The sequence below is a fragment of the Sphingopyxis granuli NBRC 100800 genome, from assembly GCF_001591045.1.
GTDB lineage: Bacteria > Pseudomonadota > Alphaproteobacteria > Sphingomonadales > Sphingomonadaceae > Sphingopyxis > Sphingopyxis granuli.
Map to the genome: position 1 here is coordinate 14,873 of NZ_BCUA01000034.1, position 25,266 is coordinate 40,138.

Sequence of the window (25,266 nt, forward strand, 5' to 3'; positions counted from 1 at the left end):
GTTTCGCTTCGCTCGCCGTGACGAAGGAAAGCCGGGACGGCGGCGGTCCTAGCCTTTCCTGCCTTTCTGCCGGTCCTCGGCTTCCTTGAAGATTTCGGCCAGCTTGGCGCGGGCTTCGTCGATCTTGCTCTCGTCGATCAGGTCGACGGTCGCGCGGATCTTGTTTTCCTTTTCGGTGCCGTGCGCGGCGAAGGCGATCGGCGACAGCACCGATCGCGCGAGGTCGCCCTTGTTCTCGTCGAGCAGCTGGCGGGCCAGGATCAGCCGGTAAAGCGCGTCATATTTGGCATAGTCCCACGCGCTTTCGAGGATGACCAGCGCGTCCTCGGGAATCGGCTCGCCCGCCTCGCGATAGGACATGTAATAGCCGATCATCGGCCGCGGGTCCTTCTGGTCGAGCTTGTGCGCCTTGACCAGCCAGGGGCGTGCCTGGGCATACAGCGCCTTGTCCTTGTTTTCGTCGGCACGCGCCAGGAAGATCGAACCCATCAGGAAATTGGCGAAGGAGCTGTCGGGCGCCAGCGCCAGCGCGCGCTTTGCCGCGGCTTCGGCCTCGTCGAAATTCCTCGCGTCCAGATGCGCCTCAGCGACGATCAGCTGCGCTTTCAGATTGTCGGGATAGGCCGCGCCCTTGCCGGACAGGTCGCGCGCGACATCCTTTGCCTCCTTGCGGTCGACCCCGCGCTGCGAACGGATATATTCGCGCATCAGCGCTTCCTCGGCCGGGGGCAGCTGGCGCAGCGCCACCGCGGGCTCGGGAACCGCGTTCGGCGGCGAGACCATCACCGGGAACTGGTTGCGGCCCTTGTATTTGCGCAGCTCGGCCTGCAGCGTGTCGAGGTTGCCGAAGATCCGTTTCGCCGCGGTCAGGCTGTCCTCGCCCTTGTTGAGCGCCGCCAGATAGGCGGGAAGCTGCCCCCGGCGCTCTTCGTTGAAGTTCAGATAGTGCGACAGCAGCCAGCCGAAGGCGTAGGATTGATACTGTTCGAGCCCGGTCAGCTTCACCTTGTGGTCAAACAGGCGGGACAATCGCACGTCGGGCAATTGCTTGAGCGCGGCGCCGCGCGCCTGCGGCACCAGCCCGCCGACGAAGCTGCCGTCGTCGCGGAATTCGACCGTGCTGTACAGCTCGGCGAACCCTTCCGAATACCAGGCGGGATAGGCGGTACTGAAATTGGTCAGCATGAAATGGTGCGTATATTCGTGGAACAGCACCTGCTCGGTATCGAGGGTCGGGCCGCTGCTGCTGCGCCGGACGCTGCTCATGTCGCGGCGCTTTTCGCGCGCGGGGACGAAGGCGACGGTCGAGCCGGCGCGCGGGATATAGAAACCCGCGATGCCCGACCCCGGCGCTCCGGCGACATAGGCGATGTCGTCGATGTCGCCGCTGCGGAACACTTTCACCTTGTTCGCCTCGCCCATGTCGGGCCCCGGAATCGGATAGCCCTGAAGATAGCGCAGCGCATTGTCGTAGCGTTCGAGCAGGCGTGCGAACTGTTCGGCGTCGTCCTTCTTGCTTTCGGAATAGACGATGAAATGCGCGGTTTCGGCCTGCCACCATTCGGCGCGCGCGCTGGCACCGATCGCCATCGCCGCCAATGCCGTCCCGACGCTGATCGCGCGTACCCAGCCCTGCAATTTCACTCGCCCGCTCCTCGAACAGATGTCCTGACGCCGAGGGCTAGCAACTACGGCCCGCGATTCCAATGCCCCGATCGGTCGTCAGACGAAGCTGTAGGGATCTATGTCGATCGCGAGGCGTGCCTTGGCGGGCCAGTCGATGCGTCCGACCCAGTCGCGGATCGCGCCCTGCAGGTCGAAGCTGCGCGGGGCGTGCAGCAGCAGGCGAAAGCGGTGCCGTCCGCGCAGCATCGCGAGCGGCGCGGGGGCGGGGCCATAGATGGCGAGGCCGTCGGCGACCGGCGCCTTCTCCCCCAGCCGCTGCGCGACGCCGCGCGCCACCTCCATCTCCTCCGACGAGATGACGAGCGCGGCGAAGCGGCCGTAGGGCGGCGCCCCCGCCTGCCGTCGCGCAGCGGCCTCCGCGGCGTAGAAGCCCTCGCGGTCGTTCGCGACCAGCGCCGCCATCACCGGGGCGTCGGGGACGCGCGTCTGGATCAGCACCTCGCCCGGCTTCACCCCGCGTCCGGCGCGTCCGGCGACCTGCGCGATCTGCTGGAAGGTGCGTTCCGACGCGCGCAGGTCGCCGCCGTCGAGGCCGAGGTCGGCATCGACCACCCCGACCAGCGTCAGGTTCGGGAAATGATAGCCCTTGGTGACGAGCTGGGTGCCAATGATGATGTCGACGAGACCGCCCTCGACCGCGTCGACGAACTCGGCTGCCTTGGCGGGCGACCACAGGGTGTCGCTGGTGACGATGGCGGTGCGCGCTTCGGGAAAGCGCTCGGCGACCTCATCGGCGATCCGCTCGACGCCGGGGCCGCAGGCGACGAGGCTGTCCTCGTCCTCGCACTCGGGGCACAGGCGCGGCGGCGGCATGACATGGCCGCAATGATGGCAGGCGAGACGGTGGACGAGCCGGTGCTCGACCATCCACGCGGTGCAGTTCGGGCACTGGATGCGATGACCGCAGGTGCGGCAGAGCGTCAGCGGCGCGAAGCCCCGCCGGTTGAGGAACAGCAGGCTCTGCTCGCCCTTCTGCAGCCGATCCCCCAGCGCATCGACGAGCGGCGGCGCCAGCCAGCGGCCGCGGTCGGGCGGATCGATCCGCATGTCGATCGCCGAGAGGTCGGGCAGCGTCGCGCCGCCATAGCGCGCGGGCAGGACGATGTGGCGATAGCGTCCCGCCTCGACCTGCGCGAGGCTTTCGAGCGCGGGGGTCGCGCTGGCGAGGATCACCGGCAGTTTCTCGAACGCCCCGCGCATCACCGCGACGTCGCGGGCGTGATAATGGACGCCGTCCTCTTGCTTGAAGCTCGTTTCGTGCGCCTCGTCGACGACGATCAGGCCCAGCCGGGCATAGGGCAGGAACAGCGCCGACCGGGCGCCGACGACGATCTTCGCGTCGCCGCGCGCGATCGCGTGCCAGGCGCGGCGGCGCTCGGTCGAGCGCAGCCCCGAATGCCATGCGACCGGCTCGCAGCCGAAGCGCGCGGCGAAGCGCGTCAGCATCGGCTCGGTCAGGGCGATCTCGGGCAACAGGACGAGCGCCTGCCCGCCCGTTTCGACCGCGGCGGCAATCGCCTCCATATAAACTTCGGTCTTGCCTGATCCCGTGACACCGTCGAGCAGCAGCGTCTCGAAGCGTGCGGCGGCGACGGCATCGCGGAGTTCGCCGGCGGCGGCGGCCTGCTCGGCGGAGAGGGCGGGCGGCGCGAAGGCCGGATCGGGCTCGGGATAGGGGGTGTCGGCCGACACGCTCACCGCCTCGAGCGCGCCCGCCTGGACGAGGCCGCGGATTACCCCGTCGCTGACCTCGGCAAGCGCCGCCAACTCGCGCACGGTGCCCTGCCGGCCGCCGATCTTTTCCAGCGCCACCGTCCGCTGCGGCGTCATCCGCGGCGGCAGCGCGCCCGTCGCGCGATATTCGATGATCGGGCGGCGCGCGTCGGCAAAAGCGGCGCCGGGCAGCACCATCCGCAGCACCGCGCCCGGTGGGGCGAGATAATAGTCGCTCGTCCATTCGACGAGGCGGCGCAGCGGCGCGGGCACCGGCGGCACCGGCACGACCTCGTACAGGTTGCGCAGCCGGTTGTCGCCGACCGGATCGGGTGCGCCGAAGCTCGCATCCTCCCACACCGCGCCGCCCATGCGCCGCGGCCCGAGCGGCGCGACGACGACGCTGCCGAGCGGCGCCTCGGTGCCCTGCGGCACGCGATAGTCGAGCGGCCCGAGGGCGGCAGTCAGAAGGAGGACGCGGGCGCGGGTCATCTGTGGGGAGGATATAGGGCGGCCGGTAAAATAGGAAAGCGGACGCGGCGCCGGAAAATGGATGCGCGCAGAGACGCAGTGATTTCGGTTCACGCGGAGACGCGGAGAATATGGCGCGAGCCATAAATCTGCACCGTTCGCCCTGAGCTTGTCGAAGGGCCGTTCTTTCTCTTTGGCGCCGCAAGAAGAACAGTGCTTCCCCCGGACTTGATCCGGGGTCAGCACGAACGAAAACAGCGGTGATCCAGATTTAACGCGCGGCGTTTTGGAAAGCGGCCAGCGCTGCTTCCTTCACCCGCGGTTTCGCCGGCTTGGGGCGCCGGAACCAGAAGGTCCAGACCGCGAGGCTTCCCAGCATCGTCATCGACAGGCCCGAGATCGTCAGGACGAGCCGCCACAAAAGGCCGCCGACCTTGCCCGAATGGATCGGATAGGCCTTGTTGAACGCCTGCGCGCCCGCGGGCATCGCGAGCGCGTCGCGCGCGCCGAGCAGCTTTCCCGTCGCGGCGTCGAACCACAGGGTCGAGCGGCCGTTGGGCAGCCATTCGGCCTGCTGGCGCATCCGCAGCATGATCGGGCCGCCGTCCTTCGCGGGCAGGCTGAGGATGCGGAACTCGGCATCGGGGAAGCGTCGGCGCGCTTCGCCCAGCATCGCCGCATAATCGGGTTTGGCGGCGAGCGGGCCGCCCGTGTATTTCGGCGGTTCCATCGCCTTCACCGTTTCGGCGACCGAACCGAAGGGCGCGACCATCGCCATCGCGAAGGGGCGAAAGATCATCATCGTGCCGGTGACGACCGACAGCAGCAGCAACGGTGCGACGACGATGCCGAGGTCGCGGTGGTGCATGACGATCGCCGGCCGGCTCATTCGCTTCGGCCACAGGCGGAAGCGGAAAGTGCGGCGCGTGCGCCACCACAGGATGACGCCCGAGAGGATGAAGAACAGGCCGCACAGCCCCGCGGTGCCGATCACCCATTCGCCGGTGTCGCCGGTGAACAGATGATGGTGGAAATCGAAGATCCACAGCTCGGGCCGCTCCCACTGGCTCGCCCACTGCGTAGCGACTTGTCCCGTCTGGTCGGCGTAGAGGCCGGCGCCGTCGCCGAAGCGCGCCTGGTGCAGTCCGAAACCGTCGCTGGCATAGATGATGCCCTGCGGCGCCTGCGGCAGCGCCATGATCCGCTCGGTCGCGGCGACGGTGCTCGCTAGGTCGGTGCGCAGCGGATCGCCGGCATGCGCGACGCCGATCCACGCATATTTGTGCAGCAGGATGGTGCCCGACAGGCCGAGCAGCGCCAGCACGAGGCCGATCAGGCCGCCGGTCCAGCGGTGCAGCGTGTCGAGCAGTTTCATCATCGGTGGGTCATGCCTAGAAACGATAATCCCAGCCGAGCGTGAAGGTGCGTCCGCGGCCGGCGAAGTTGAAGAAATTGTCTGTCGGTCGCTGGGTGTCGCTCGCATAGCTGATATATTGCCGGTCGAACAGATTCTGCACCGCAAGGCTGATGCCGCCGAGCCGGGTCTGATAGCGCAGGATGGCGTCGGTCAGATTATAGCCCTCGAAATCGTTGCGCGCGTCGCGACCCGGCCCCCGGAAGGTGCGCGCGAGATAGAATTGCGTCTGGACGCGCGCGGACAGGGGGCCCTTCGCATAGGCGGCGGCGAGGTTGAGCCGGTCGGGCGAGATATTGGCGCCGTCGAGATCGGTGTCGACCGCCCCGTCGCCGTCATTGTCGAACCGGCCTTCGATATGCGCATAGCCCGCCGACAGCGTCAGCCCGTCGATCGGCATCCGCACCGCGAGGTTGAGTTCGAGCCCCTCGATCTCGACGCGCTGGCGCACGACGTCGAAGATGCCGTCGGGACGCGCGATCAGAAGCTGCCCCTTGGTGCTCGTCGACCAGAAATAGGTCGCGGTCGCGTCGAGCGGCCCGCGCTTCACCTCGACCCCGATCTCGCGGTTGTTCGAGACGATCGGCGCGATATCGAGATAATTGTCGATATCGACCCCTGTCCTGCTCACCGCGCGGGTGATGCGGCCGACGTCGGGGACGGTATAGCCCTCGGCATAGCTGGCATAGGCTCGGATGCCCGGCACCGGCTCGACGATCAGGCCGCCGTTGACCAGCACGTCGTCGAAGCTCGGGCTGCCGCCCCCGACGTCGACGCCGCCATAGGTCGACGGGCCGCAGGGCCCGGTCGGCACCGCCGGGGGCGCGGGGCACGCGACGAAGGTGTTGGCGGCGAGCGTGTGATAATCGGCAATGCTGATCTTCACATCCTCGTAGCGCGCGCCGCCGGCGAGGCGGACGACGCCATCGAACAATTTGAGGTTCGCCTGGCCGAAGGGCGCGAAGCTGCGGAACTTGGTCGGCGGTACCCATGCACGATTCGTGGTGATCAGCCGCTGCTCGCTTTCGTCCCACAGCGCGTCGAAGCCCGCGATCAGCGTCAGTGCCTCGAAACCCGGAACCGCGCGCTCATAGCTGATCTTGGCGCCGACCTTGCGGCTGCGGTTCTGCGACTGGTCAAACAGCGTGCCGACGGGCGCGATCGCCGGGTCCTGAAAGCTGGCGATCGGATTGGGCTCGCCGCCGAACGTGTCGCGGGTGCGGTTCCAGAACAGCTGGCTGACGAAATTGCCGCCGCCCAGTTGCGGGTCGGTCAGCGACAGCGCGACGCTTTCGGTCCGGCTCGCGGCGGGAACGCCCGGCGGCGTTCCGCGCGCCTGGGTGGTGGGGATGCCCCCCGCCTTGTTGCCCGCGACCGGCGCATAGTCGCCGTCGCCCTTCATCTCGTAGCGGCTGGCGATCAGGTCGAGCCGCATCGTGTCGGTGACGGCATAGCCGAAGCGGCCGAAGAGCGAGAGCGTCTTCGAATCCATCGTTTCGCCCTGCGTCAGGTTGATGCCGACCGGACGTCCCTCGCCATCGCGAAAGATGCCGCGGATTTCATAGGCAGCGCCGACCGTGGCGTCGAACCGCCCCGCCTTGTACTGGACGAGCCCGGCCGCCTTGCCGCCCATGCCGGCGCCCGAAAATTCGTCGTCGGCGGTGCCCTGGAGTAGGAAGCGGCCGGACACGCCGTCGGTCTTCGGCGCGCCCACCGTCACCTGGTTGACGATGCCGCCGGTGCCGCCGATCCCCTGCAATGCGTTCGAGCCGTAGATGACCTCGACCCGGTCGATGAAGAAGCCGTCGATGGTGAAGCCGTCGCGGCTGCCGTCGCGCAGCGGGTTCGACTGCGGAATGCCGTTGATCGCATAGAGCGGCGCGCGCCCGCGCAGCGTTTCGCCGGCGCCCGACAATTTCTGCCGGGTGGGGGAGAAGCTGGGGGTCAGCGTCGCCACCGCGTCGGCGATCGACCCCGAAATCGCGATCTGCTGTTCCAGCGCCTGCTTGTCGATCAGGTCGATCGTCAGCGGCAGCGCATTGGGTGGCAGGACGGTGCGCGCCGCGGTGACGATGATGGCCTCGTCAGCGTCGGCGCTGTCGGGCGCTGCGGTGCTTTGGGCATGGGCGGGCGACGAAAGCGCGGTGCAGGCCAGCACTGCGGCGAAATATCTGCGATTCATTCTCGGCTCCTGTTCCGGACGCGCTGCTAATGCGAGCTATTCGCAGACGCAAGGGCAAAGCAGGATCGATGCCGATTTGGTTCGCTTTCGGACGCGGTGTGGAAAATTCGCCACAGTGCGCAAAGCGCGCTATCACCGCCGCCATGCGCGAGAAGGAACTGCGTTTCGCCCTGATCTGCTATGGCGGCATCAGCCTTGCCGTCTACATGCACGGGATCACCAAGGAGATATGGCGCCTCGCCGCGGCGTCGCGCGCCTTTCACGACGGCACCGACGCCGCCGGGTCGGGCGTCGTCTATCGCAAGCTGCTCGCCGCGATCCAGGCGAAGAGCGGGGTGCGGCTGCGCGTGCTCGCCGACATCGTCGCGGGGGCGAGCGCGGGGGGGATCAACGGCGTCTTCCTGGCGCGGGCGCTCGCCGAGGGCCTGTCGCTCGATCCGCTGACCGAATTGTGGCTCGACGATGCCGATGTCGATCGCCTGCTCGACCCCGACGCGCGGCCGCTGTCCGCCGCGACCAAATTCTGGGCGGTACCGATCGCCGGCTGGGCGATGAAGCGGCGCGGCAACGTCATCGACCGCACCGTGGGCGGGAGCGCGCAGGACGAGGTGCGCGCGAAGCTGTCACGTTTCGTGCGCGCGCGCTGGTTCGAACCGCCCTTCGGCGGCGCGATCTTCTCCAACCTGCTGCTCGACGCGTTCGACGCGATGGACAAGGCGCCGCGCGGCCCGACCCTTGTGCCGGCGGGACAGCCGGTCGACCTGTTCGTCTCGGCCACCGATTTCGCGGGGCATAGCATGCCGCTGGCGCTCAACAGCCCGCCGCGCGTCACCGAGCAGGAGCATCGGCTGGTGATGCATTTCCGGCAGGACGGGCGGGCGGGCAAGCGGCTCGACGACGTGCCGGGCCTGGCCGCGGCGGCGCGGGCGACCGCCAGCTTTCCCGGCGCCTTTCCGCCCTTCACGCTGCGCGAACTCGACGGCGTCCTCGCCCAGCGCGGCATCGACTGGCCGGACCGCGACGCCTTCATCAAGGTGCAGCTTCCCGCCGGCAGCGAGGCCGATCCCGCCGACCGGGTGCTGATCGACGGATCGGTGCTCGCCAATGCACCCTTCCGCCCGGCCATCGCCGCGCTCAAGCAGCGACCGGCGCGGCGCGAGATCGACAGGCGCTTCGTCTATATCGACCCCAAGCCCGATTATCGTTCGATCCGCTTCGGCCGGCATGGCGAGCCGGTCGAGGGCGCCGAAAAGCGGCTGCCGGGCTTTCTGACGACGATCCTGGGCTCGCTTTCCGAAATCCCGCGCGAACAGCCGATCCGCGACAATGTCGAGGTGATCGAGAGCATGTCGCGGCGCATCCGCCGCATGCAGCATATCGTCGACGCGATGAAGGTCGAGGTTGAGGAACAGGTGGCGGCGCTGTTCGGTACCACCTTCTTCCTCGACAGCCCGACCCCGGCGCGCCTCGGCAAGTGGCGCGCCAAGGCGCAGACCGAAGCGGCGGCGCGCGCGGGCTTCGCTTTCGCACCCTACGGCCACCTCAAGCTGTCGGCGGTGGTCGAGGAACTGGTGGCGCTGGTCGAGCGGCTGGCGCCCTCCGAAGGCGCGATCCACCGCGCGCGGCGGCGCGAGGCGCTGTGGGAGGAGGTGCGGCAGCGCGGGCTCGACCGCATCTCGGGCAAGCGCGGCGCGGGGGCGAGCGGCGACGCCATCGCCTTCTTCCGCATCCACGACCTCGGCTTCCGCGTCCGCCGGCTGCGCTTCCTCGCGCGCGAGCTCGACGCGATCGAAGCGACGCGCGACGCGCCCGACCCGGCGTGCGAGGCGATGCACGAGGCGATCTTCGCCGCGCTCGGCCTCTATCTGGAGCGCGAAGGCGACAACTGGCTCGCCGACCTCGACGTCGCCGAGGATGCCGGGATGGGGGAATGGATCGACGCGATCGGCGACCGGCGCGACCTCGTCGACGTCGATGCCGAGACCGACGAGCTGATCGCCGCGGCGCTCGCGGCGCTGCCCAAGGATGACCGGCGGACGATGCTGCTCGCCTATCTCGGCTATCCCTTTTTCGACATCGCGACGCTGCCGCTGCTGCAGGGCGAGGGATTCGACGAATTCGACCCGATCAAGATCGACCGCATCTCGCCCTCCGACGCGACCGCGATCCGTCCCGGCGGTGCGGCGGCGATGCTGAAGGGGATCGAGTTCAACAGCTTCGGCGCCTTCTTCAGCCGCGCCTACCGCGAGAACGACTATCTGTGGGGGCGGCTCCACGGCGCCGACCGCCTGATCGACATCGTGGCGTCGAGCGTGACCGGCGACGGCGCGCTGACGAGCGAGGAACTGGCGGCGATCAAGCGCCGCGCCTTCCACGCGATACTCGACGAGGAGGACGGCCGGTTGCCGCGGGTGCAGGTGCTGATCGACGAGATACGGGGAGAGATCGGAGCCATCTGAGCCCTTCCGCAAGAAGAAGGGACAGGATGATCATTCGGTCAGGTCGTCCCACATTTCCTTGATGCGGCCGAAGAAGCCCTGGCTCGCGGGGCATTCGTCGCCGGTCTCGGTCTCGCGAAAGGCTTCGAGCAGTTCCTTCTGCTTCGCGTTGAGCTTCGTCGGCGTCTCGACGTCGATCTGGATGACGAGGTCGCCGTTGCCGCGGCCGTTGAGCACGGGCATGCCGGCGCCGCGCTGGCGCAGCTGCTTGCCCGACTGGATGCCGGCGGGAATGGTGATGTCATGCTTGCGGCCGTCGAGGCCGGGGATGGTGATGCAGCCGCCGAGCGCCGCGGTGGTGAAGCTGATCGGCGCGCGCGTGAACAGCGTCGTCCCCTCGCGTTCGAACAGCCGGTGCCGCGCGATGTGGAGGAAGATGTAGAGGTCGCCCGGCGCCGCGCCGCGCGCACCCGACTCGCCCTCGCCCGACAGGCGGATGCGCGTCCCTTCGTCGACCCCGGCGGGGACGTTGACGGTCAGCGTCTTGCGCCGGTCGACGCGGCCCTCGCCATGGCACTGGTCGCACGGATCGGTGATGACCTCGCCCGATCCCTGGCAATGCGGGCAGGTGCGCTCGACCATGAAGAAGCCCTGCTGCGCGCGCACCTTGCCGTGGCCGCCGCACGTCGTGCAGCGATGGGTCGAGGTGCCGGGCCGGGCGCCCGATCCGTCGCACGCATCGCAGCGCGCCGCGACATCGACCTGAATCTCGCGCACGCAGCCCGAAAAGGCGTCCTCGAGCCTGATTTCCATGTCGTAACGCAGGTCGGCGCCGCGCGCCGGGCCGCGCTGCTGCCGCCCGCCGCCGCCGAAGGCCGAACCGAAGATCGATTCGAAGATGTCGCCGATGTCGCCGAAATCGGCATGGCCGCCGAAGCCGCCCTGCGGCATGCTCTTGCCGAAACGGTCGTAAGCCGCGCGCTTCTGCGGGTCCTTCAGCACCTCATAGGCTTCGTTGATCGCCTTGAAGCGCGCCTCGCTGTCCTGGCACCCCGGGTTGCGGTCGGGGTGATATTTCATCGCCAGCTTGCGATAACTCGCCTTGAGCGTCGCATCGTCGGCGGTCCGCTCGCATTCGAGCAGTTCATAATAATCGATGTCGAGCGACATGCTGCAAAGCCCCTTACTTCAACCCGTCGCCCCGGCGAAAACCGGGGCCGCTGTCGGTTCGGCGGAACCTTGCCGAGAGCGATGCCAGCCTTCGCCGGCATGACGGGTGAAGCCCATTCCTTACTTCTTGTCGTCCTCGACTTCCGAGAATTCGGCATCGACGACATCCTCGTCGGCCTTGGCGCCGTCCGCATTCGGACCGGCCTCGGCACCGGGCGACGCCGCGGCCTGCTGTTCCTTCTCGTAGATCGCCTGGCCCAGCTTCATCGCTACCTGCGCGAGCGCCTGCGCCTTTTCGGTCATCGCGGCGGCATCGCCGCCCTCGACCGCCGTCTTGGCTTCGGCGACCGCGGCCTCGATCTCGGACTTCAGCACTGCATCGACCTTGTCGCCATGCTCTTCGAGCTGGCGCTCGGTCGTGTGGATCAGGCTTTCGGCGTTGTTCTTCGCCTCGGCCGCCTCGCGACGCTTCTTGTCCTCTTCGGCGAACTGTTCGGCGTCCTTGACCATCTGGTCGATGTCGGCATCCGACAGGCCGCCGCTGGCCTGGATCTTGATCTGCTGTTCCTTGCCGGTGCCCTTGTCCTTCGCCGAGACGTTGACGATGCCGTTGGCATCGATGTCGAAGGTCACCTCGATCTGCGGCACGCCGCGCGGCGCCGGCGGGATGCCGACGAGATCGAACTGGCCGAGCATCTTGTTATCGGCCGCCATCTCGCGCTCGCCCTGGAAGACGCGGATCGTCACCGCCGACTGATTGTCGTCGGCGGTCGAATAGACCTGCGACTTCTTGGTCGGGATGGTGGTGTTGCGGTCGATCATGCGCGTGAACACGCCGCCCAGCGTCTCGATGCCCAGCGACAGCGGCGTCACGTCGAGCAGCAGCACGTCCTTGACGTCGCCCTGCAGAACGCCTGCCTGGATCGCGGCGCCGATCGCGACGACCTCGTCGGGGTTGACGCCGGTGTGCGGTTCCTTGCCGAAGAAGGCCTTCACCACCTCGCGCACCCGCGGCATGCGGGTCATGCCGCCGACCAGCACGACCTCGTCGATGTCGCTCGCGCTGACGCCGGCGTCCTTGATCGCCTTCTTGCACGGTTCGAGCGTCCGCTTGATCAGCTCCTCGACCAGTTTTTCCAGGTCGGCGCGGGTGATCGTCTTGACGAGGTGCTTCGGCCCGTTGGCATCGGCGGTGATGAAGGGCAGGTTGACCTCGGTCGACTGCGCCGACGACAGTTCGATCTTCGCCTTTTCGGCAGCTTCCTTGAGCCGCTGGAGCGCCAGCTTGTCGCCGCGCAGGTCGATGCCTTCGTCCTTCTTGAAGCCGTCGGCCAGATATTCGACGATCTTCGAGTCGAAATCCTCGCCGCCGAGGAAGGTGTCGCCGTTGGTCGACTTCACCTCGAACACGCCATCGCCGACTTCGAGCACCGAAATGTCGAAGGTGCCGCCGCCGAGGTCATAGACCGCGATCGTCTTGTTCTCCGACTTGTCGAGCCCGTAAGCGAGCGCGGCCGCGGTCGGCTCGTTGATGATGCGCAGCACTTCGAGACCGGCGATCTTGCCGGCATCCTTGGTCGCTTGCCGCTGCGCGTCGTTGAAATAGGCCGGGACGGTGATCACCGCCTGCTCGATCTTCTCGCCGAGATAGGATTCGGCAGTTTCCTTCATCTTCTGAAGGATGAAGGCCGAAATCTGCGACGGCGAATAATCCTCGCCGCCCGCGCGGACCCACGCGTCGCCGTTCGCGCCCTTGACGATGTTGTAGGGGACGAGTTCCATGTCCTTCTTGGTCATGGGGTCGTCGAAACGGCGGCCGATCAGGCGCTTCACCGCGAAAATCGTGTTTTCGGGATTGGTGACGGCCTGGCGCTTCGCCGGCTGGCCGATCAGCCGCTCGCCGTCCTTGGCGAAGGCGACGATCGACGGCGTCGTGCGGGTGCCTTCGACATTTTCGATAACCTTGGGCTTGCCGCCCTCCATGACCGCGACACAGCTGTTCGTGGTGCCGAGGTCGATCCCGATCACTTTGGCCATAATCTCAACGTCCTTGTTGCTTCTTCGGCGCCCTGATGCGGCACGCCTGATGTTCGTCTGATGGGCGCGATATAGGTGCGCTGATCCTTGGCACAAGGGTTTCCAGAGCGTATCTGGGACAGGAAATTGCAGCTTTTCGGGAGTCCGCACATCATGAAAGCCCTTGCCATCGCCGCGCTTGCCGCCGCCACCTTCGCCATCGGGGGGTGCCAGGAAAATCTTGGCGCCGGTCCGCAGCTCAATGTCGTCTCCGGCTATATCCAGATGGGCGCGACCCCCGATCGGCCCGCGGTCGGCTATTTCACCGTCGAGGGCGGGCCGCAGCCGGTCGAACTGGTCGCGGTGACCGCCGACCTTGCGCAGCGCGTCGAGATGCACGAAAGCGTGCGCGAGAACGGCGTGGTGACGATGAAGCCGCTCGCGCGCGCCGCGGTGCCCGCCAAGGGCAAGCTCGAGTTCAAGCCGGGCGGCAAGCATCTGATGATCTGGCACATCAACGGCGCCGCGGTGCGCGCGGGCAAGCTGCCGATGGCCTTTGTCTTCACCAACAACAATAACGACCGCATCCTGTTCGACATGCCGATCAAGCCGGCACCCGATGCGGGTGCGGCGGATCATGGCGGCATGGACCATGATGCGGGCGAAGGCGCCGCGAAGAAGTAGTCCCGGCCGCCTTCCGTTTCGCCGAAGGGCCGGCCCGGATCAGGCGGTGCCGAACGGCAGGATGCTTTCGAGCGTTGCGAGCGGCGGTGCGCCGGGAACGACGACCTTGTGGCGAAGCAGGAAGGTGTGGCGGACGATTTCCGCCTGCTGCTCGATCCCGTAGCGCTCCAGTTTCCAGCCGGGCTTGATGCTGTAGCTGTACCGGCAGAATGGGTGTCGGCGCAGGACGAGGTTCATGCCGTGCTGGAACTGCCAGACGTGAACCAGTTCGTGGATCAGATGCCCCTGCCAGCCGAGCGTGGCATGGGCGAAACAGTCGCAATAGCCCGGTCCCTTCGGGTGGAAATGGATGCGGCCGCGCGGGGCCATCGTGATCCGGCGCGGCTGGAACGGCCACCATTTCCGATGGACGATGCGAACGGCGTCGAGATCGAGCGCATCGCCGAACATGCCCTGCGCCATCGTGCGTTCTGCGTCGGTCAGCGGTCGTCCCTCGTCCAGCATGGCGCCACCATAGAGGCAAATGGACGGGAGGAAAGACGGTGTGCGCCGCGTCCCGATTTTTCGGGGCGCCAACTTCCCACCCATGCGTCATATAGACAGGGGAGGAAGAATTAGCGGATGGCTGCGGAAGCTGCCTCTGATCTGGAACGCTTGAGCCGGAAGTTCCGGCCGGCCCTTGTCGCGTTTTTCTCGCGGAGAATATCGAGCCATGCCGAGGCCGAAGACATGACGCAGGAAGTGTTCATCCGCCTGGCCCAGACGCAGACAGACCATTTCGATTCCACCGAGGCGTTCATCTTTCGCATCGCGACGAACCTGCTGCGCGACCGCTCGCGCCGCGACCGCGTGCGCAATGCCTACCGCCAGTCCGTCGAGCAGGATGATGCGGGCGAGGTCGATCCCCTCGACCCGCACCGCATCGCCGCCGCGCGCGAAACCATCGGCAAGCTGTGGGCGGCGATCCAGGCGCTGCCCGAGCCGACCCAGCAGATTTTCATCCTCTACCGCGTCGAGAATATGGACAAGCAGACGATTGCCGACAATTTCGCCTATAATGTGCGGACAGTCGAAAAGCATATTTCTCGCGCGCTGGTCTTTCTCGCTCGCCGGGTAGGGGGAAGGCCATGATCCATTCGGCAGACGACGACATGCCGCTCGCCCATGAGGAGCAGGCTGCCGAATGGTGCTGGCGCATCGCCGATCGCGCCCTGAGCGAAAGCGAGCGCGACGAGTTCGATGCATGGCTCCGCGCGGATCCGCGTCACCGCGAGGCGTTCGACGAGATGGTAACGGTCTGGAAAGGCACCGACGCCATCGCCGAGATGCCGGGCTTCCTCTCGCTCCGCGCCAAGGCGCTGACGACGATGGAAGCCGCGCGCGGCGCGGGCGATCCGCGATCTGGCTGGCGCAGAAGCCGACAGCGCGTTCTCGCCCTTGCGGCGGTTCTGGTGCTGATGGTGATCAGCGGCGCATGGTATCTGGCGAGCGGCCCCGACGTCTATGCCACCGGCATCGGCGAGCGGCGCGTCGTTCGGCTCGACGACGGGTCGCGCGTGTCGCTCGACGCGTCGAGCCGGGTCACGGTCGCCTATTCGGGCGACAGGCGCACGCTCGTCCTCGAACGCGGGCGCGCGAAATTCGACGTGGCGAAAGACCCGCTGCGTCCCTTCACCGTCACCGCCGGGCAAAAGACGGTGGTCGCGACCGGCACGGCATTCAGCGTCGAACTGCTGCGAGACCAGATGCGCGTCCTGCTCTACGAGGGCCATGTCGCGGTGCTGGCGCATCCCGCGGGTCAGGCGCGGGCGCCAGAGCGCATCGGCGGACGTACCGACGCGGGATCGCGGCTCAGGCCGGGGCAGGAACTGACCCTGATTCTGTCGTCGGGCGCGGCGAGCATCGCTCCCGCCGACGCCGTTCGGTCGCTGTCGTGGGAGGGCGGACGGCTGACCTTCATCGACGAACCGCTGGCGCGCGCGGTCGAGCGCGTGAATCGCTACGCCGACACGCCGATCGTCGTCGGCGACGCGACGGCGGGCGGCTATCCGGTCAACGGCGTGTTCGACGCAGGCGACACCCGCGGCTTCATCAGCGGCGTGACCGCGATCTTCCCGGTTTCGGCCCGCGCCGAGGGCGGCAGTATCCGGCTCGATAGCGCGGCAAGGGCCGCACCGGAAAAATAGAGGGGCGCAAATCCGGCGGCCGTGCGTCTCATTTTACAGGGGGGCGTGAATCGACCCCTCGTAACTTGGGGGAGTATCTCATGTCTTTCAGGCCGCACCTGCTGTCCGGGCTTGCCACCGCCGCTATCGTCGTTTCCGCCCTTCCGGCGCCCGCCTTTGCGCAACAGGCCGTCGCGTTCGACATCCCGGCGCAGGACCTTGGCGGCGCATTGCGCGCCTTGGCGCAGGCCAGCGGCATTCAGGTTGTCTTCGATGGCGCCGCGCTGCGCGGCAAGCGCAGCCCAGCCTTGAAGGGTAGCTATTCGGTCGATGCCGCCCTGACGGCGTTGTTGCGCGGCAGCGGGATGAGCGCGCATCGCAATGCCGAGGGTGTGTATGTGATCGCTCGGGCCGCGGCGGAAAACAACAGCGCCGAAGGCTTCCGGCCCGAGGAAATCGTCGTCACCGCGCAAAAGCGCAAGGAGGCGGTTCAGGACGTTCCGATCGCCATTTCCGCGTTCAGCGAAAAGGCACTCGAGGAACAGAAGATCGAAGGCGGCTTCGACCTGCTGAAAGCGATCCCCAACGTCACCTTCTCGAAGAATAATTTCACGGGCTATAATTTCTCGATCCGCGGCGTCGGGACCAAGGCGGTGTCGGCGACGACTGACCCCGGCGTTGCCGTGGCGTTCAACAATACGACGCTGATCCACAATCGCCTGTTCGAGCAGGAATATCTGGACGTCGAGCGGGTCGAGGTGCTGCGCGGACCGCAAGGTACGCTCTACGGTCGCAATGCGACCAGCGGCGTCATCAACCTGATCCCGCGCCGTCCGAAAATGGGTGTGTTCGAAGGGTCGATCAAGGGCGAGGTCGGCAACTACGATACCAAGCGCCTGAATGCGACCCTGAACGTCCCGCTGGTCGGCGACGTGCTCGCGCTGCGCCTTGCCGGGTCGATGACGACGCGCGACGGCTTCGACTATAACGACACCACGAAGAACCGCATAAACGGCCGCGATTTGTGGACAGGCCGCGCATCGCTCGCATTTGAACCGGAGCCCTGGTTCCGGGCCAATCTGATCTGGGAACGCTTCAACGAGGATGACAATCGGTCCCGCACCGGCAAGCAGCTTTGCCATCGCGACGATGGACCGACGCATGTCGGCGGCGTCGATCTGGCCGACAATGTGAATGTGTATACGGGCGTGGAAATCCGTCGTGCCTTGTTCGGTCAGGGATGTAAGCCCGGCAGCCTCTTTGATGACGCCGCCTTTGGGACGCCCAATGGTTTATCGTACGGCTTCATTCTAGGTGCGGTGGGCCTGAAGGATGCTGGAACCGGCCTTGGATTTTTGAATGCCGAACAGAGCGGAGGATTACAGGCCATCATCCAACCGGTTGATCCGTACGGTGGGCTTATGCAGAATCGTGACCTGCGCGTGATCAACTCGATCCGTGATCCTCGCTACCGTGCAAAGGCCGATCTTCTCCAGTTCAACTTTGACATTGACTTCACGCCCGCTCTGACCTTCACTTCCCAGACGGCGTACAATGAAGATAAAACTTATTCATTTCAGGATTACAATAGATTTAATAGTTTTCCCGTCTTCACAAATACGTCAAATTTAATTCAGCATACTGGGGAGCCAAGTCAATATCGTGACTTGGCTCCGGGAGGAATATTCTGCGATCCGCAGGTGGGATGTACTGACAAGGTGGCCGGTTTTGATATAAGCCAAGCAAAATCAAAGCAGTTCAGTCAGGAACTTCGCCTACAGTCATCATTTAATGGGCCTTTTAACTTTAGCGCAGGCGTCAACTATACCCATTTTAAGACTGTAGATGACTATTATGTCATGTACAATGTGTTGACGGCATTGGCTTGGGGGCCAGGGTTTTTCTCGATCCCGGACCTTGCAACTCCGTGGGATCCAGCCGTGTGCCCCGGATCCAATACGATAGGCGGCCCCGCGGTTTCACCATCCGATCCGCTAGCGACTTGTCCTTATGTTGATCCAAATCCTGTTGATAGCATTGATGGGAATGGCCACAATTACTTTCGATCCAAGAATCCCTATAGGCTTGCATCTTCAGCGATTTTTGGCGAGGCCTATTGGAATATCCGCGACGATCTGAAGCTGACAGCCGGTTTTCGCTACACGGATGACCGCAAAACATTCACGCCGGTTCCTTCGCAGGCCTTGCTGGCAAGGTCGATGTGGGCAGGTGGAACGGTCTCCTCTGGCTATCCGGAACTCGCACCCATCAAACAGACTTGGCGCGAGTGGACGGGCAGGATAGGCCTCGACTGGAAACCGGAACTAGGTTTCACTGACGATACCATGCTCTACGCCTTTTATTCCCGTGGTTACAAAGGGGGCGGAGCAAACCCGCCGAGCCCCGGCTTCGCAACTGGGGAAGAGTTTCTAGCTAACGCTTTGGCTGACGGCGTTAATCCACTAGTTCTCGATTTTTATACGGGTATGTATCCTGTATTGACTCTTAATTCCGTAGAATATGATTCGACATTTAATCCAGAATTCGTGAACTCTTTTGAAATAGGTGCCAAGAATACGTTGCTAAATGGCGCGCTGACATTCAACGCTACGGCATTCCTATACGACTATAAAGATTATCAGGTTTCGCAAATTCGGGACCGTACGGCTGTAAACGAGAATTTCGACGCCAAGGTATGGGGTCTGGAATTCGAGACGGTGTTCGCGCCGACGCGGAATCTGCGGATCAATGCCAATCTTGGCTATCTCCGCACAAAGATCGGCAAAGGTGAGAGCTCGATCGACATCATGAACCGCACGCAAGGCAATCCCGATTACACTTTGGTCAAGCCGTGGATGCAATTGCCGTCCAACTGTGTCGTTCCGACTCATGTCGCAGCGGAATGGGCGCGCGCGCGTTCCGGTCTTATGCAATATTATGGCCTGTGCGGCGGCGTCAGGGGCCTGATCGCCGGATTCTTTCCTCCGGTCATCACGGACCCTGCCTTTGGCGGCACCGAATATGATCCCGCCAACTATCCCGAACTGAATGGCGGCGCTGGTCTCCGGGCCGACTTGAGCGGCAACGAATTGCCCAACGCACCCCGCTGGACGGCCAACATCGGCGCTCAATATACGATCGACTTCGATGCCGACTGGAGTGCGACCCTTCGGGGCGACGCTTATTGGCAGGCCAAAAGCTGGCACCGCGTCTATAATCTCGACCCTTATGATCGCCTGAAAAGTTGGTCTAACGTCAACATTTCGCTGCGCGTCGATGGGCCCGAGGATCTGACGTTCGAAGCTTATGTGAAGAATGTCTTCAACAAGTCGCCGATCACCGACGCCTTCCTGAACTCGGACGATACGGGCCTGACGACCAACGTCTTCACGCTCGATCCGCGCGTCATCGGGTTCAGCATCGCAAAGAAATTCTGACGTCCTCTCCACCCACCACTGGGGGAAACCTTGGGTCGATGCCTCCTTGCTCCCGGGCAAGCATCGGCCCAGCTTTTTTGGGAGGGCCGACGGGATATGGGCTCTCGCGCCCGCCGAGCGTGCCGATCGGCGGTGCGGCGCGGGTGGAGGCCTGTCGGGCGGTGCTGCCGTTCGGGCCGATGCGTTGATCGGAGCCGGCTGCCGCCGAAACCTCTGGCCAAAGGCGCAGCGTTCATTCTATGTTCCGTGCATGGATATGCTCTCGCTGATCGCCGCTCTTGTCGCGCTCGTCCTAGGCGCTCTGATCGGCTGGTTGTTTGCCGGGCGGCAGGCGGGGGCGCTGCGGGCCGAGCGTGACGGGTTGGCCGAGCGGTTCAAGATCGCCGTGACCGACCTTGCCGCAGAGGCCGACGCGCGCAAGGCCGCCGACCTGCAATTGTCGGCGCTGCTCGCCGAGCAGAAGGCGCGCGATGCCGCGCATGACGCGCAGATCGCCCAGCTTCGCGAGGCGCAGGCGGCACTTACCGCGCAGTTCCGCGAGGTTGGGCAGGCGATGCTCGGCGAGGCGCAGAAGGCGTTCCTCGAACGCGCCGAGGCGCGCTTCCGGCAGAGCGAGGAAAGCGCGGGGCAGAATCTGAAGGCGCTGCTGTCGCCCGTCCACGAGCGGCTCGAAAAATATGAGCGGGCGGTGACGAAGGTCGAGGCCGACCGGCAGAGCGCCTTCGGCATCCTGCAGGGGCAGATCGAATCGATGCGCGCGCAGAACGAGCGCGTGTCGAGCGAGGCGGCGAAGCTGGTCAACGCGCTGCGCAACGCGCCCAAGGCGCGCGGCCGCTGGGGCGAGCAGCAGCTTCGCAATGTCCTCGAAAGCTGCGGTCTTTCCGAACATGCCGATTTCCAGACCGAGGTCAGCGTCGCCGACGGCGAGGGCGGGCGGCTGCGCCCCGACGTGGTGGTGCGGGTGCCGGGCGGGCAGAATCTGATCATCGACGCCAAGGTGTCGCTCAACGCCTATCAGGACGCGTTCGGCGCGGTCGATGAGGGGGAAAAGACGGCGCATCTGGCGGCGCACGCCGCGGCGATGAAGGCGCATGTCAACGCGCTCGGCGCCAAGGCCTATTGGAACCAGTTCGACGACACGCCCGACTATGTCGTGATGTTCGTCCCCGGCGAGCATTTCCTCGCCGCCGCGCTCGACCAGGATACGGGGCTGTGGGACTATGCGTTCGAGCGCAAGGTGCTGCTCGCGACCCCGACCAACCTGATCGCGATCGCGCGCACCGTCGCCGCGGTGTGGCGGCAGGAAAAGCTCGCGGGACAGGCGCGCGAGATCGCGGCGCTCGGCAAGGAACTGTACGCGCGCATGGCGACGATGGGCGGGCATATCGCGCGGGTCGGCAAGAATCTCGACCAGGCGACGGGCGCCTACAACGCCTTCGTCGGCAGCTTCGAATCGCAGGTGCTGACGCAGGCGAAGCGTTTCGAGGCGCTCGATATCGAGACCGGCGGCAAGGAAATCCCGACGCTGCCGGTCGCCGAACAGGCCGCGCGCCCGCTCGCCAAGCTGGCGGCAGCGCCGAACGCGGTGAACGACGCGGGCGAATGAGTCGCCATTGCCGCGCAGGCGGCATGTCGGCCTGGAAGCGCATGCCAGACCGGCATCGCTCCCCCGATCCCCGATCCCCGCTCCCCAATTTCGCTCGACACGAACGGAGCGATGGTTCGGATTTTACGCCCGCGGTTCTATATCGCCCGCTTGAGCACGGCCGTCTTGCCGTCCCTGCCGGTCAGCACCATCGTGCCGTCCGCCGGGAAATCGATGCGCACCGGCGCCTCCATCAGGGCGAAGAAGCCGCGTTCCTGTTCCATCGCGGGGCCGGGGCAGGCCATCAGCGTCGCCGCGAGGCGCCCCGCGGTCAGCATTCCGTCCTTGACCGAATAGCTGCCGCCGAAGCGGTTGCAGCCGGCGCTGCCGCTCATCCGGTCACCGTCGAATTGCAGCTCGGCCGGCCGGTCGCCGGCGATCGCGACGCCGCCGATCGACACGAAGGTCCAGTGGGTGCCGGCCAGTTCGCCCGGCGGCAGGATCGCGCCGCCGCAGCCCTTCACCGTCTTGCCGTCGGCGGTCACCGTCACCGTGTCACGATAGCGCCGGTCGCTCATCCCGTCGCTGCACGCGGCGTGGGCGACGTCGACCGTCAGGCGCGGCGTGACATAGCGTTCGCCGCCCGACGACGCGCGCGCGCCGGGGTTCGGCACGACGATCTTCGTCTCGCCGTAATCGCCGGCATAGTTCAGCCTTTCGGGGGTGATCTCCAGCGTCCAGCCGGGCTCGGTGCCGACCGCCATATAGGCGCCGGCGGGCGGCGGCGCATCGCCGGGCGCCTGCGGCGTCCCGGTGGAAGCGCAGGCGGCGAGGGCGAGGGAAAGGGCGAGCAGGGGCAGCGTTTTCGTCATGGTCGTCTCCAGGAACGCGTTCGTGTCGGGTGGAGCCGGGATAGTCCGCGCCATGTCCGGCGCGCGCCCCGGTTCCGCTCGACTCGAACGGAAAGGCGGGCGTCTAGTTGCATGGGGCTGGCGCTTTTCTGCACGATCCGGCCAAGCGCCGTTCATCTTCGCCGCTGGTTCAGCACCTCATAGGCCATCACCGCCGCGGCGACCGCGGCGTTCAGGCTGTCGGCCTTGCCCAGCATCGGCATCTTCACGCGCACGTCGGCGGCGGCGGCATAGGCGGGCGGCAGCCCCTGCGATTCGTTGCCGATCAGCAGGAAGGTCGGCGCGGCATAGCGCACCGCCTGATAATCCTTGCTGTCGTCGCCGAGCCACGTTGCGACCAGCTCACCGCGGCCGGCGCGCAGCCAGGGCAGGAATTCGTCCCAGCGCGCCTGCACCAGCCGCTGGGTGAAGATCGCTCCCATGCTCGCGCGCACCGCTTCCACCGACCAGGGGTCGGTGCTGTCGTCGAGCAGGATCAGCCCGCCCGCCCCGACCGCGTCGCCGGTGCGCAGCATCGTGCCGAGGTTGCCGGGGTCGCGCAGCCGCTCGGCGACCAGCCAGATCGGCGCGGCGTCGCGGTCGATGTCGGCCAGCGCGGTCTGCGGCTCGGCATAGATGCCGACGACGGTCTGCGGGTTGTCCTTGCCGGAGAGTTTGGAGAGGATCGCTGGCGTCGTGTCGATCACCTCGCCGCCCGCCGCCAGCGTCGCCTCGACCAGCGCCTTCGCCAGCGGATGCCCGGCGGCGCCTTCGTCGGCGAGGAACAGCCACTGCGGCAGCACCCCCGCCTCGCGCGCCTCGGTCGCGATCCGCAGCCCTTCGGCGAGGAACAGCCCCTCGGCGCGGCGGTGCCGTTTCTCGCGCAGCAGCCGCATCCGCTTGACCAGCGGGTTGGAGAGGCTTTCGATGCGGCTGCGGCGGGCGCTTCCCGCGCGGGGAGGGGCCATGGGCTCAATCCTCGCCGAAGCTGTCCTTGACGAGGCCGACCAGCTTGAGCAGCGCGGTGTCGGCGCCATCGCCGCTGGTGTGGATGGTGATGCTGTCGCCTTTCGCCGCGCCGAGCATCATCAGCCCCATGATCGATGTGCCGTTGACGCGCGATCCGCCTTTTTCGACCTCGACCGTCACGGTTTCGGGCAGGCGGCTGACGAAGGTGACGAACTTGGCGCTGGCGCGCGCGTGGAGCCCGCGCTGGTTGGTGATCTCGACGGTCTCCGACGCTTCGCTCATGGCCCCACTCCCAGCATTTCCGACGCGACGGAGATATATTTCTGGCCGGCTTCCTTCGCCGCGATCACCGCCGAGCGCAGGTCCATCGCCTTGCGCGCGCTTTCGAGCCGGATCAGCATCGGCAGGTTGACTCCCGCGATCACCTCTGTCCGCCCCTGTTCGAGCAGGCTGATCGCGAGGTTCGACGGCGTGCCCCCGAACAGGTCGGTCAGCATGATGACGCCGCGCCCCTCGTCGACCTTGCGGATCGCCTCGGCGATCTCCTTGCGCCGCATTTCCATATTGTCGTTGGGGCCGATGCACACGGTCGCGATCGCGCGCTGCGGGCCGACGACATGCTCCATCGCCGTCACCATTTCCTCGGCGAGCCGGCCATGCGTGACGAGGACCATACCAAGCAGCGGCAGCGCTTTATCGGTGGGCATGAAATCGACGACCCTTATGCTTGTCCGCCGGATGCGGGAGATGCGGGCGGGGGCTTGCCCTCAAGCCCATCTTGCGGGGCGGAGTCAAGGTTGCGGTGGGTGACGGTCGGAAGGTGGCCCGCGGCCTGCAGCGTCCGGGCGACGCGTTCGGCGACATGGACCGACCGGTGGCGCCCGCCGGTGCAGCCGAAGGCGATGGTGACATAGCTCTTCCCCTCGGCGCGGTAGCGCGGCAGCAGCGTCAGCAGCAGCGTCTCGATCTGCGACACCGTCGCCTCATAGGCGGGGTCGGCGGCGACATAAGCGGCGACCGCAGAGTCGAGCCCGGTGCCGGGGCGCAGCGCTGGGTCCCAGTGCGGATTGCGCAGATAGCGCATGTCGAAGACGAGATCGGCGTTGCGCGGCAGGCCGCGCGCGAAGCCGAAGCTCAATATGTTGAGCGCCGGTTCGTTGTCGCCGTCGTCGCCGAACCGGTGGCGGATCTCTTCCTGCAGGTCGTTGCTCGAATAATTGGTCGTGTCGACGACATGCTCGGCCCAGCGACGCAGCGACTCCATCATCTCGCGCTCGCGCGCGATGCCGTCGGCGGCGGGGCGGTCCTCGGCGAGCGGATGGCGGCGGCGCGTCTCGGAAAAGCGGCGTTCGAGCTCGGCGCCCGCGCAGTCGAGGAACAGCGTCTGGATGTCGCGCCCGCCCGCGGCGCGCAGGTCCTTGATATGGCGGACGAGCAGCGAGGGGCGGAAGCCGCGGCTGCGGCTGTCGATGCCGACCGCGAGCGGCCGGTGCGCCTCGCTGCGCTTGACCGGCGCATCGATCAGCGGTTCGAGCAGCGACAGCGGCAGGTTGTCGACCACCTCCCAGCCCAGGTCCTCAAGCACCTTGAGCGCGGTCGACTTGCCCGCGCCCGCGAGGCCGGTGACGAGCAGCAGGCGCGGTTCGGCCGGAGCGGTCATGCCGGGGTCGCCAGACGGTCGAGCGCGAGCATGACCTTGATCGGTGCCGACGCCTCGAAGGCCGAAAGCCGCAGGGCGGGCAGCGGATGGCCCGCGACCGTCTCGACCTCGCCCGGGTTGGGCATGCGGTCGTAGCGGTCGGCCAGCCGCACCGCGAGCGCGAGCGGCACGGGCGCGGCGAAGGGCTGTTCGACGATGCCGATCCCGCGCACCTCCAGCTTGCCCTCCAGCGTCTCGGGCGGGCGGCACCACAGCGCGCCGTCGTGGCGCCAGACGTCGCAGCGATCGTCGGCGACCAGCCGCGCGCCCCGGTCGATCAGCCGCAGCGCGAGGTCGGACTTGCCCAGCCCGGACGGGCCGAGCAGCAGGATGCCGCGGCGCCCGGCGGCGACGCAGCTCGCATGGATGTTGACGATCTCTGGCACGGTCCGGCTCGAAAGCATCGCCTAGGCTTAGCTGCGGCGGGGTAGGGTAGCAAGGGCGGCAAACCGGCGGGTAGCGGGTTTGCGCCAACTCTGGATTGCCGCGTCGCTTCGCTCCCCGCAATGACGATTCCAACGCATGGCATCAGGCTTTATGGTCCTTGGGGATTCGGCGTTCGGCGCACCGCCTCATCCGTTCGTCATGCTGAACTCGTTTCAGCATCCATGACCGGACGTTGCCCTTTGCGCCGCCTTTCAGGCGAGGGCAGACCATGGACCACCGGATCGGGTCCGGGGCAGGCTCTGAAACAAGTTGGCACATATGTCCTTCAGGCAAGTCAGGCGCCGTTCCCCGGCGAAAGCC

The 25,266-nt window shown here is 66.3% G+C and carries 20 protein-coding genes; 7 read left to right on the plus strand and 13 right to left on the minus strand.

Annotated elements, in window-relative coordinates; all coding sequences use genetic code 11:
• Nucleotides 1-48: 48 nt before the first annotated feature.
• The 4 genes from SGR02S_RS09810 to SGR02S_RS09825 all read right to left on the minus strand — a co-directional run bounded on the left by SGR02S_RS09810 (nucleotide 49) and on the right by SGR02S_RS09825 (nucleotide 7,466).
• A complete protein-coding gene (locus tag SGR02S_RS09810; RefSeq protein ID WP_156483045.1) occupies nucleotides 49-1,644 on the minus strand; it encodes a tetratricopeptide repeat protein in 1,596 nt (531 codons plus the stop codon).
• A 78-nt stretch (nucleotides 1,645-1,722) separates the two neighbouring features.
• Nucleotides 1,723-3,891, minus strand: coding sequence for a primosomal protein N' (locus SGR02S_RS09815; protein ID WP_067108653.1), 2,169 nt, complete (start codon nucleotides 3,889-3,891; stop codon nucleotides 1,723-1,725).
• A gap of 250 nt (nucleotides 3,892-4,141) precedes the next feature.
• Complete coding sequence (locus SGR02S_RS09820) at nucleotides 4,142-5,245, minus strand: PepSY-associated TM helix domain-containing protein (RefSeq protein WP_067108694.1); 1,104 nt, start codon at nucleotides 5,243-5,245, stop codon at nucleotides 4,142-4,144.
• A gap of 16 nt (nucleotides 5,246-5,261) precedes the next feature.
• Nucleotides 5,262-7,466 (minus strand): TonB-dependent receptor, encoded by a 2,205-nt coding sequence (locus tag SGR02S_RS09825; protein ID WP_067108655.1) that lies wholly within the window; start codon nucleotides 7,464-7,466, stop codon nucleotides 5,262-5,264.
• A gap of 143 nt (nucleotides 7,467-7,609) precedes the next feature.
• Between SGR02S_RS09825 and SGR02S_RS09830 the strand changes: the two genes are divergently transcribed.
• Entirely contained in the window at nucleotides 7,610-9,925 is a 2,316-nt protein-coding gene (locus SGR02S_RS09830; protein WP_067108697.1) for a patatin-like protein, read from the plus strand.
• Between the two features lie 30 nt (nucleotides 9,926-9,955).
• Here the strand turns inward: SGR02S_RS09830 and dnaJ are convergent, their stop codons facing one another.
• Nucleotides 9,956-11,074 carry a molecular chaperone DnaJ gene (dnaJ, locus tag SGR02S_RS09835; RefSeq protein ID WP_067108657.1) on the minus strand — a complete coding sequence of 373 codons (1,119 nt, stop codon included), beginning with the start codon at nucleotides 11,072-11,074 and terminating at the stop codon, nucleotides 9,956-9,958.
• A 120-nt stretch (nucleotides 11,075-11,194) separates the two neighbouring features.
• Complete coding sequence (gene dnaK, locus SGR02S_RS09840) at nucleotides 11,195-13,111, minus strand: molecular chaperone DnaK (RefSeq protein ID WP_067108659.1); 1,917 nt, start codon at nucleotides 13,109-13,111, stop codon at nucleotides 11,195-11,197.
• A gap of 153 nt (nucleotides 13,112-13,264) precedes the next feature.
• Here dnaK and SGR02S_RS09845 point away from each other — a divergent pair, with 153 nt between their 5' ends.
• Nucleotides 13,265-13,774: a copper chaperone PCu(A)C gene (locus SGR02S_RS09845; protein WP_067108662.1), complete on the plus strand. Its 510-nt coding sequence runs from the start codon at nucleotides 13,265-13,267 to the stop codon at nucleotides 13,772-13,774.
• Between the two features lie 39 nt (nucleotides 13,775-13,813).
• On the opposite strand, the gene SGR02S_RS09850 is transcribed toward SGR02S_RS09845, so the two are convergent.
• The gene (locus SGR02S_RS09850; RefSeq protein ID WP_067108665.1) at nucleotides 13,814-14,278 is read right to left on the minus strand and encodes a vgr related protein; all 465 of its coding nucleotides are present in this window, start codon (nucleotides 14,276-14,278) and stop codon (nucleotides 13,814-13,816) included.
• Nucleotides 14,279-14,395: 117 nt separating this feature from the next.
• On the opposite strand from SGR02S_RS09850, the gene SGR02S_RS09855 reads away from it, so the two are divergent.
• From SGR02S_RS09855 to SGR02S_RS09870, 4 genes are all read left to right on the plus strand, one after another.
• Nucleotides 14,396-14,905, plus strand: coding sequence for an RNA polymerase sigma factor (locus SGR02S_RS09855; RefSeq protein WP_067186216.1), 510 nt, complete (start codon nucleotides 14,396-14,398; stop codon nucleotides 14,903-14,905).
• Entirely contained in the window at nucleotides 14,902-15,960 is a 1,059-nt protein-coding gene (locus tag SGR02S_RS09860) for a FecR family protein (protein ID WP_067108671.1), read from the plus strand. The genes SGR02S_RS09855 and SGR02S_RS09860 overlap by 4 nt, the downstream gene beginning before the upstream one ends.
• Before the next feature lie 80 nt (nucleotides 15,961-16,040).
• Complete coding sequence (locus SGR02S_RS09865; RefSeq protein ID WP_076077110.1) at nucleotides 16,041-19,376, plus strand: TonB-dependent receptor; 3,336 nt, start codon at nucleotides 16,041-16,043, stop codon at nucleotides 19,374-19,376.
• A gap of 250 nt (nucleotides 19,377-19,626) precedes the next feature.
• Nucleotides 19,627-20,982, plus strand: coding sequence for a DNA recombination protein RmuC (locus tag SGR02S_RS09870; RefSeq protein WP_067108674.1), 1,356 nt, complete (start codon nucleotides 19,627-19,629; stop codon nucleotides 20,980-20,982).
• A 137-nt stretch (nucleotides 20,983-21,119) separates the two neighbouring features.
• On the opposite strand, the gene SGR02S_RS09875 is transcribed toward SGR02S_RS09870, so the two are convergent.
• The 6 genes from SGR02S_RS09875 to SGR02S_RS09900 form a co-directional block, all read right to left on the minus strand.
• Nucleotides 21,120-21,833: an META domain-containing protein gene (locus SGR02S_RS09875; protein ID WP_067108676.1), complete on the minus strand. Its 714-nt coding sequence runs from the start codon at nucleotides 21,831-21,833 to the stop codon at nucleotides 21,120-21,122.
• Between the two features lie 152 nt (nucleotides 21,834-21,985).
• On the minus strand, nucleotides 21,986-22,819 hold the full coding sequence (locus SGR02S_RS09880; protein ID WP_067108679.1) for a TrmH family RNA methyltransferase: 834 nt from the start codon (nucleotides 22,817-22,819) through the stop codon (nucleotides 21,986-21,988).
• A gap of 4 nt (nucleotides 22,820-22,823) precedes the next feature.
• Nucleotides 22,824-23,102, minus strand: coding sequence for an HPr family phosphocarrier protein (locus SGR02S_RS09885; RefSeq protein WP_067108681.1), 279 nt, complete (start codon nucleotides 23,100-23,102; stop codon nucleotides 22,824-22,826).
• The gene (locus SGR02S_RS09890; protein WP_067108702.1) at nucleotides 23,099-23,503 is read right to left on the minus strand and encodes a PTS sugar transporter subunit IIA; all 405 of its coding nucleotides are present in this window, start codon (nucleotides 23,501-23,503) and stop codon (nucleotides 23,099-23,101) included. The genes SGR02S_RS09885 and SGR02S_RS09890 overlap by 4 nt, the downstream gene beginning before the upstream one ends.
• Nucleotides 23,504-23,541: 38 nt before the next feature.
• Nucleotides 23,542-24,480: an RNase adapter RapZ gene (gene rapZ, locus SGR02S_RS09895; protein ID WP_067108683.1), complete on the minus strand. Its 939-nt coding sequence runs from the start codon at nucleotides 24,478-24,480 to the stop codon at nucleotides 23,542-23,544.
• Nucleotides 24,477-24,923, minus strand: coding sequence for an HPr kinase/phosphorylase (locus SGR02S_RS09900; RefSeq protein WP_067108687.1), 447 nt, complete (start codon nucleotides 24,921-24,923; stop codon nucleotides 24,477-24,479). Before SGR02S_RS09900 ends, rapZ begins: the two co-directional genes overlap by 4 nt.
• Nucleotides 24,924-25,025: 102 nt before the next feature.
• Between SGR02S_RS09900 and SGR02S_RS20405 the strand changes: the two genes are divergently transcribed.
• A partial coding sequence (locus SGR02S_RS20405) for a hypothetical protein (RefSeq protein WP_218000130.1) occupies nucleotides 25,026-25,266 on the plus strand: 241 nt, incomplete at its 3' end.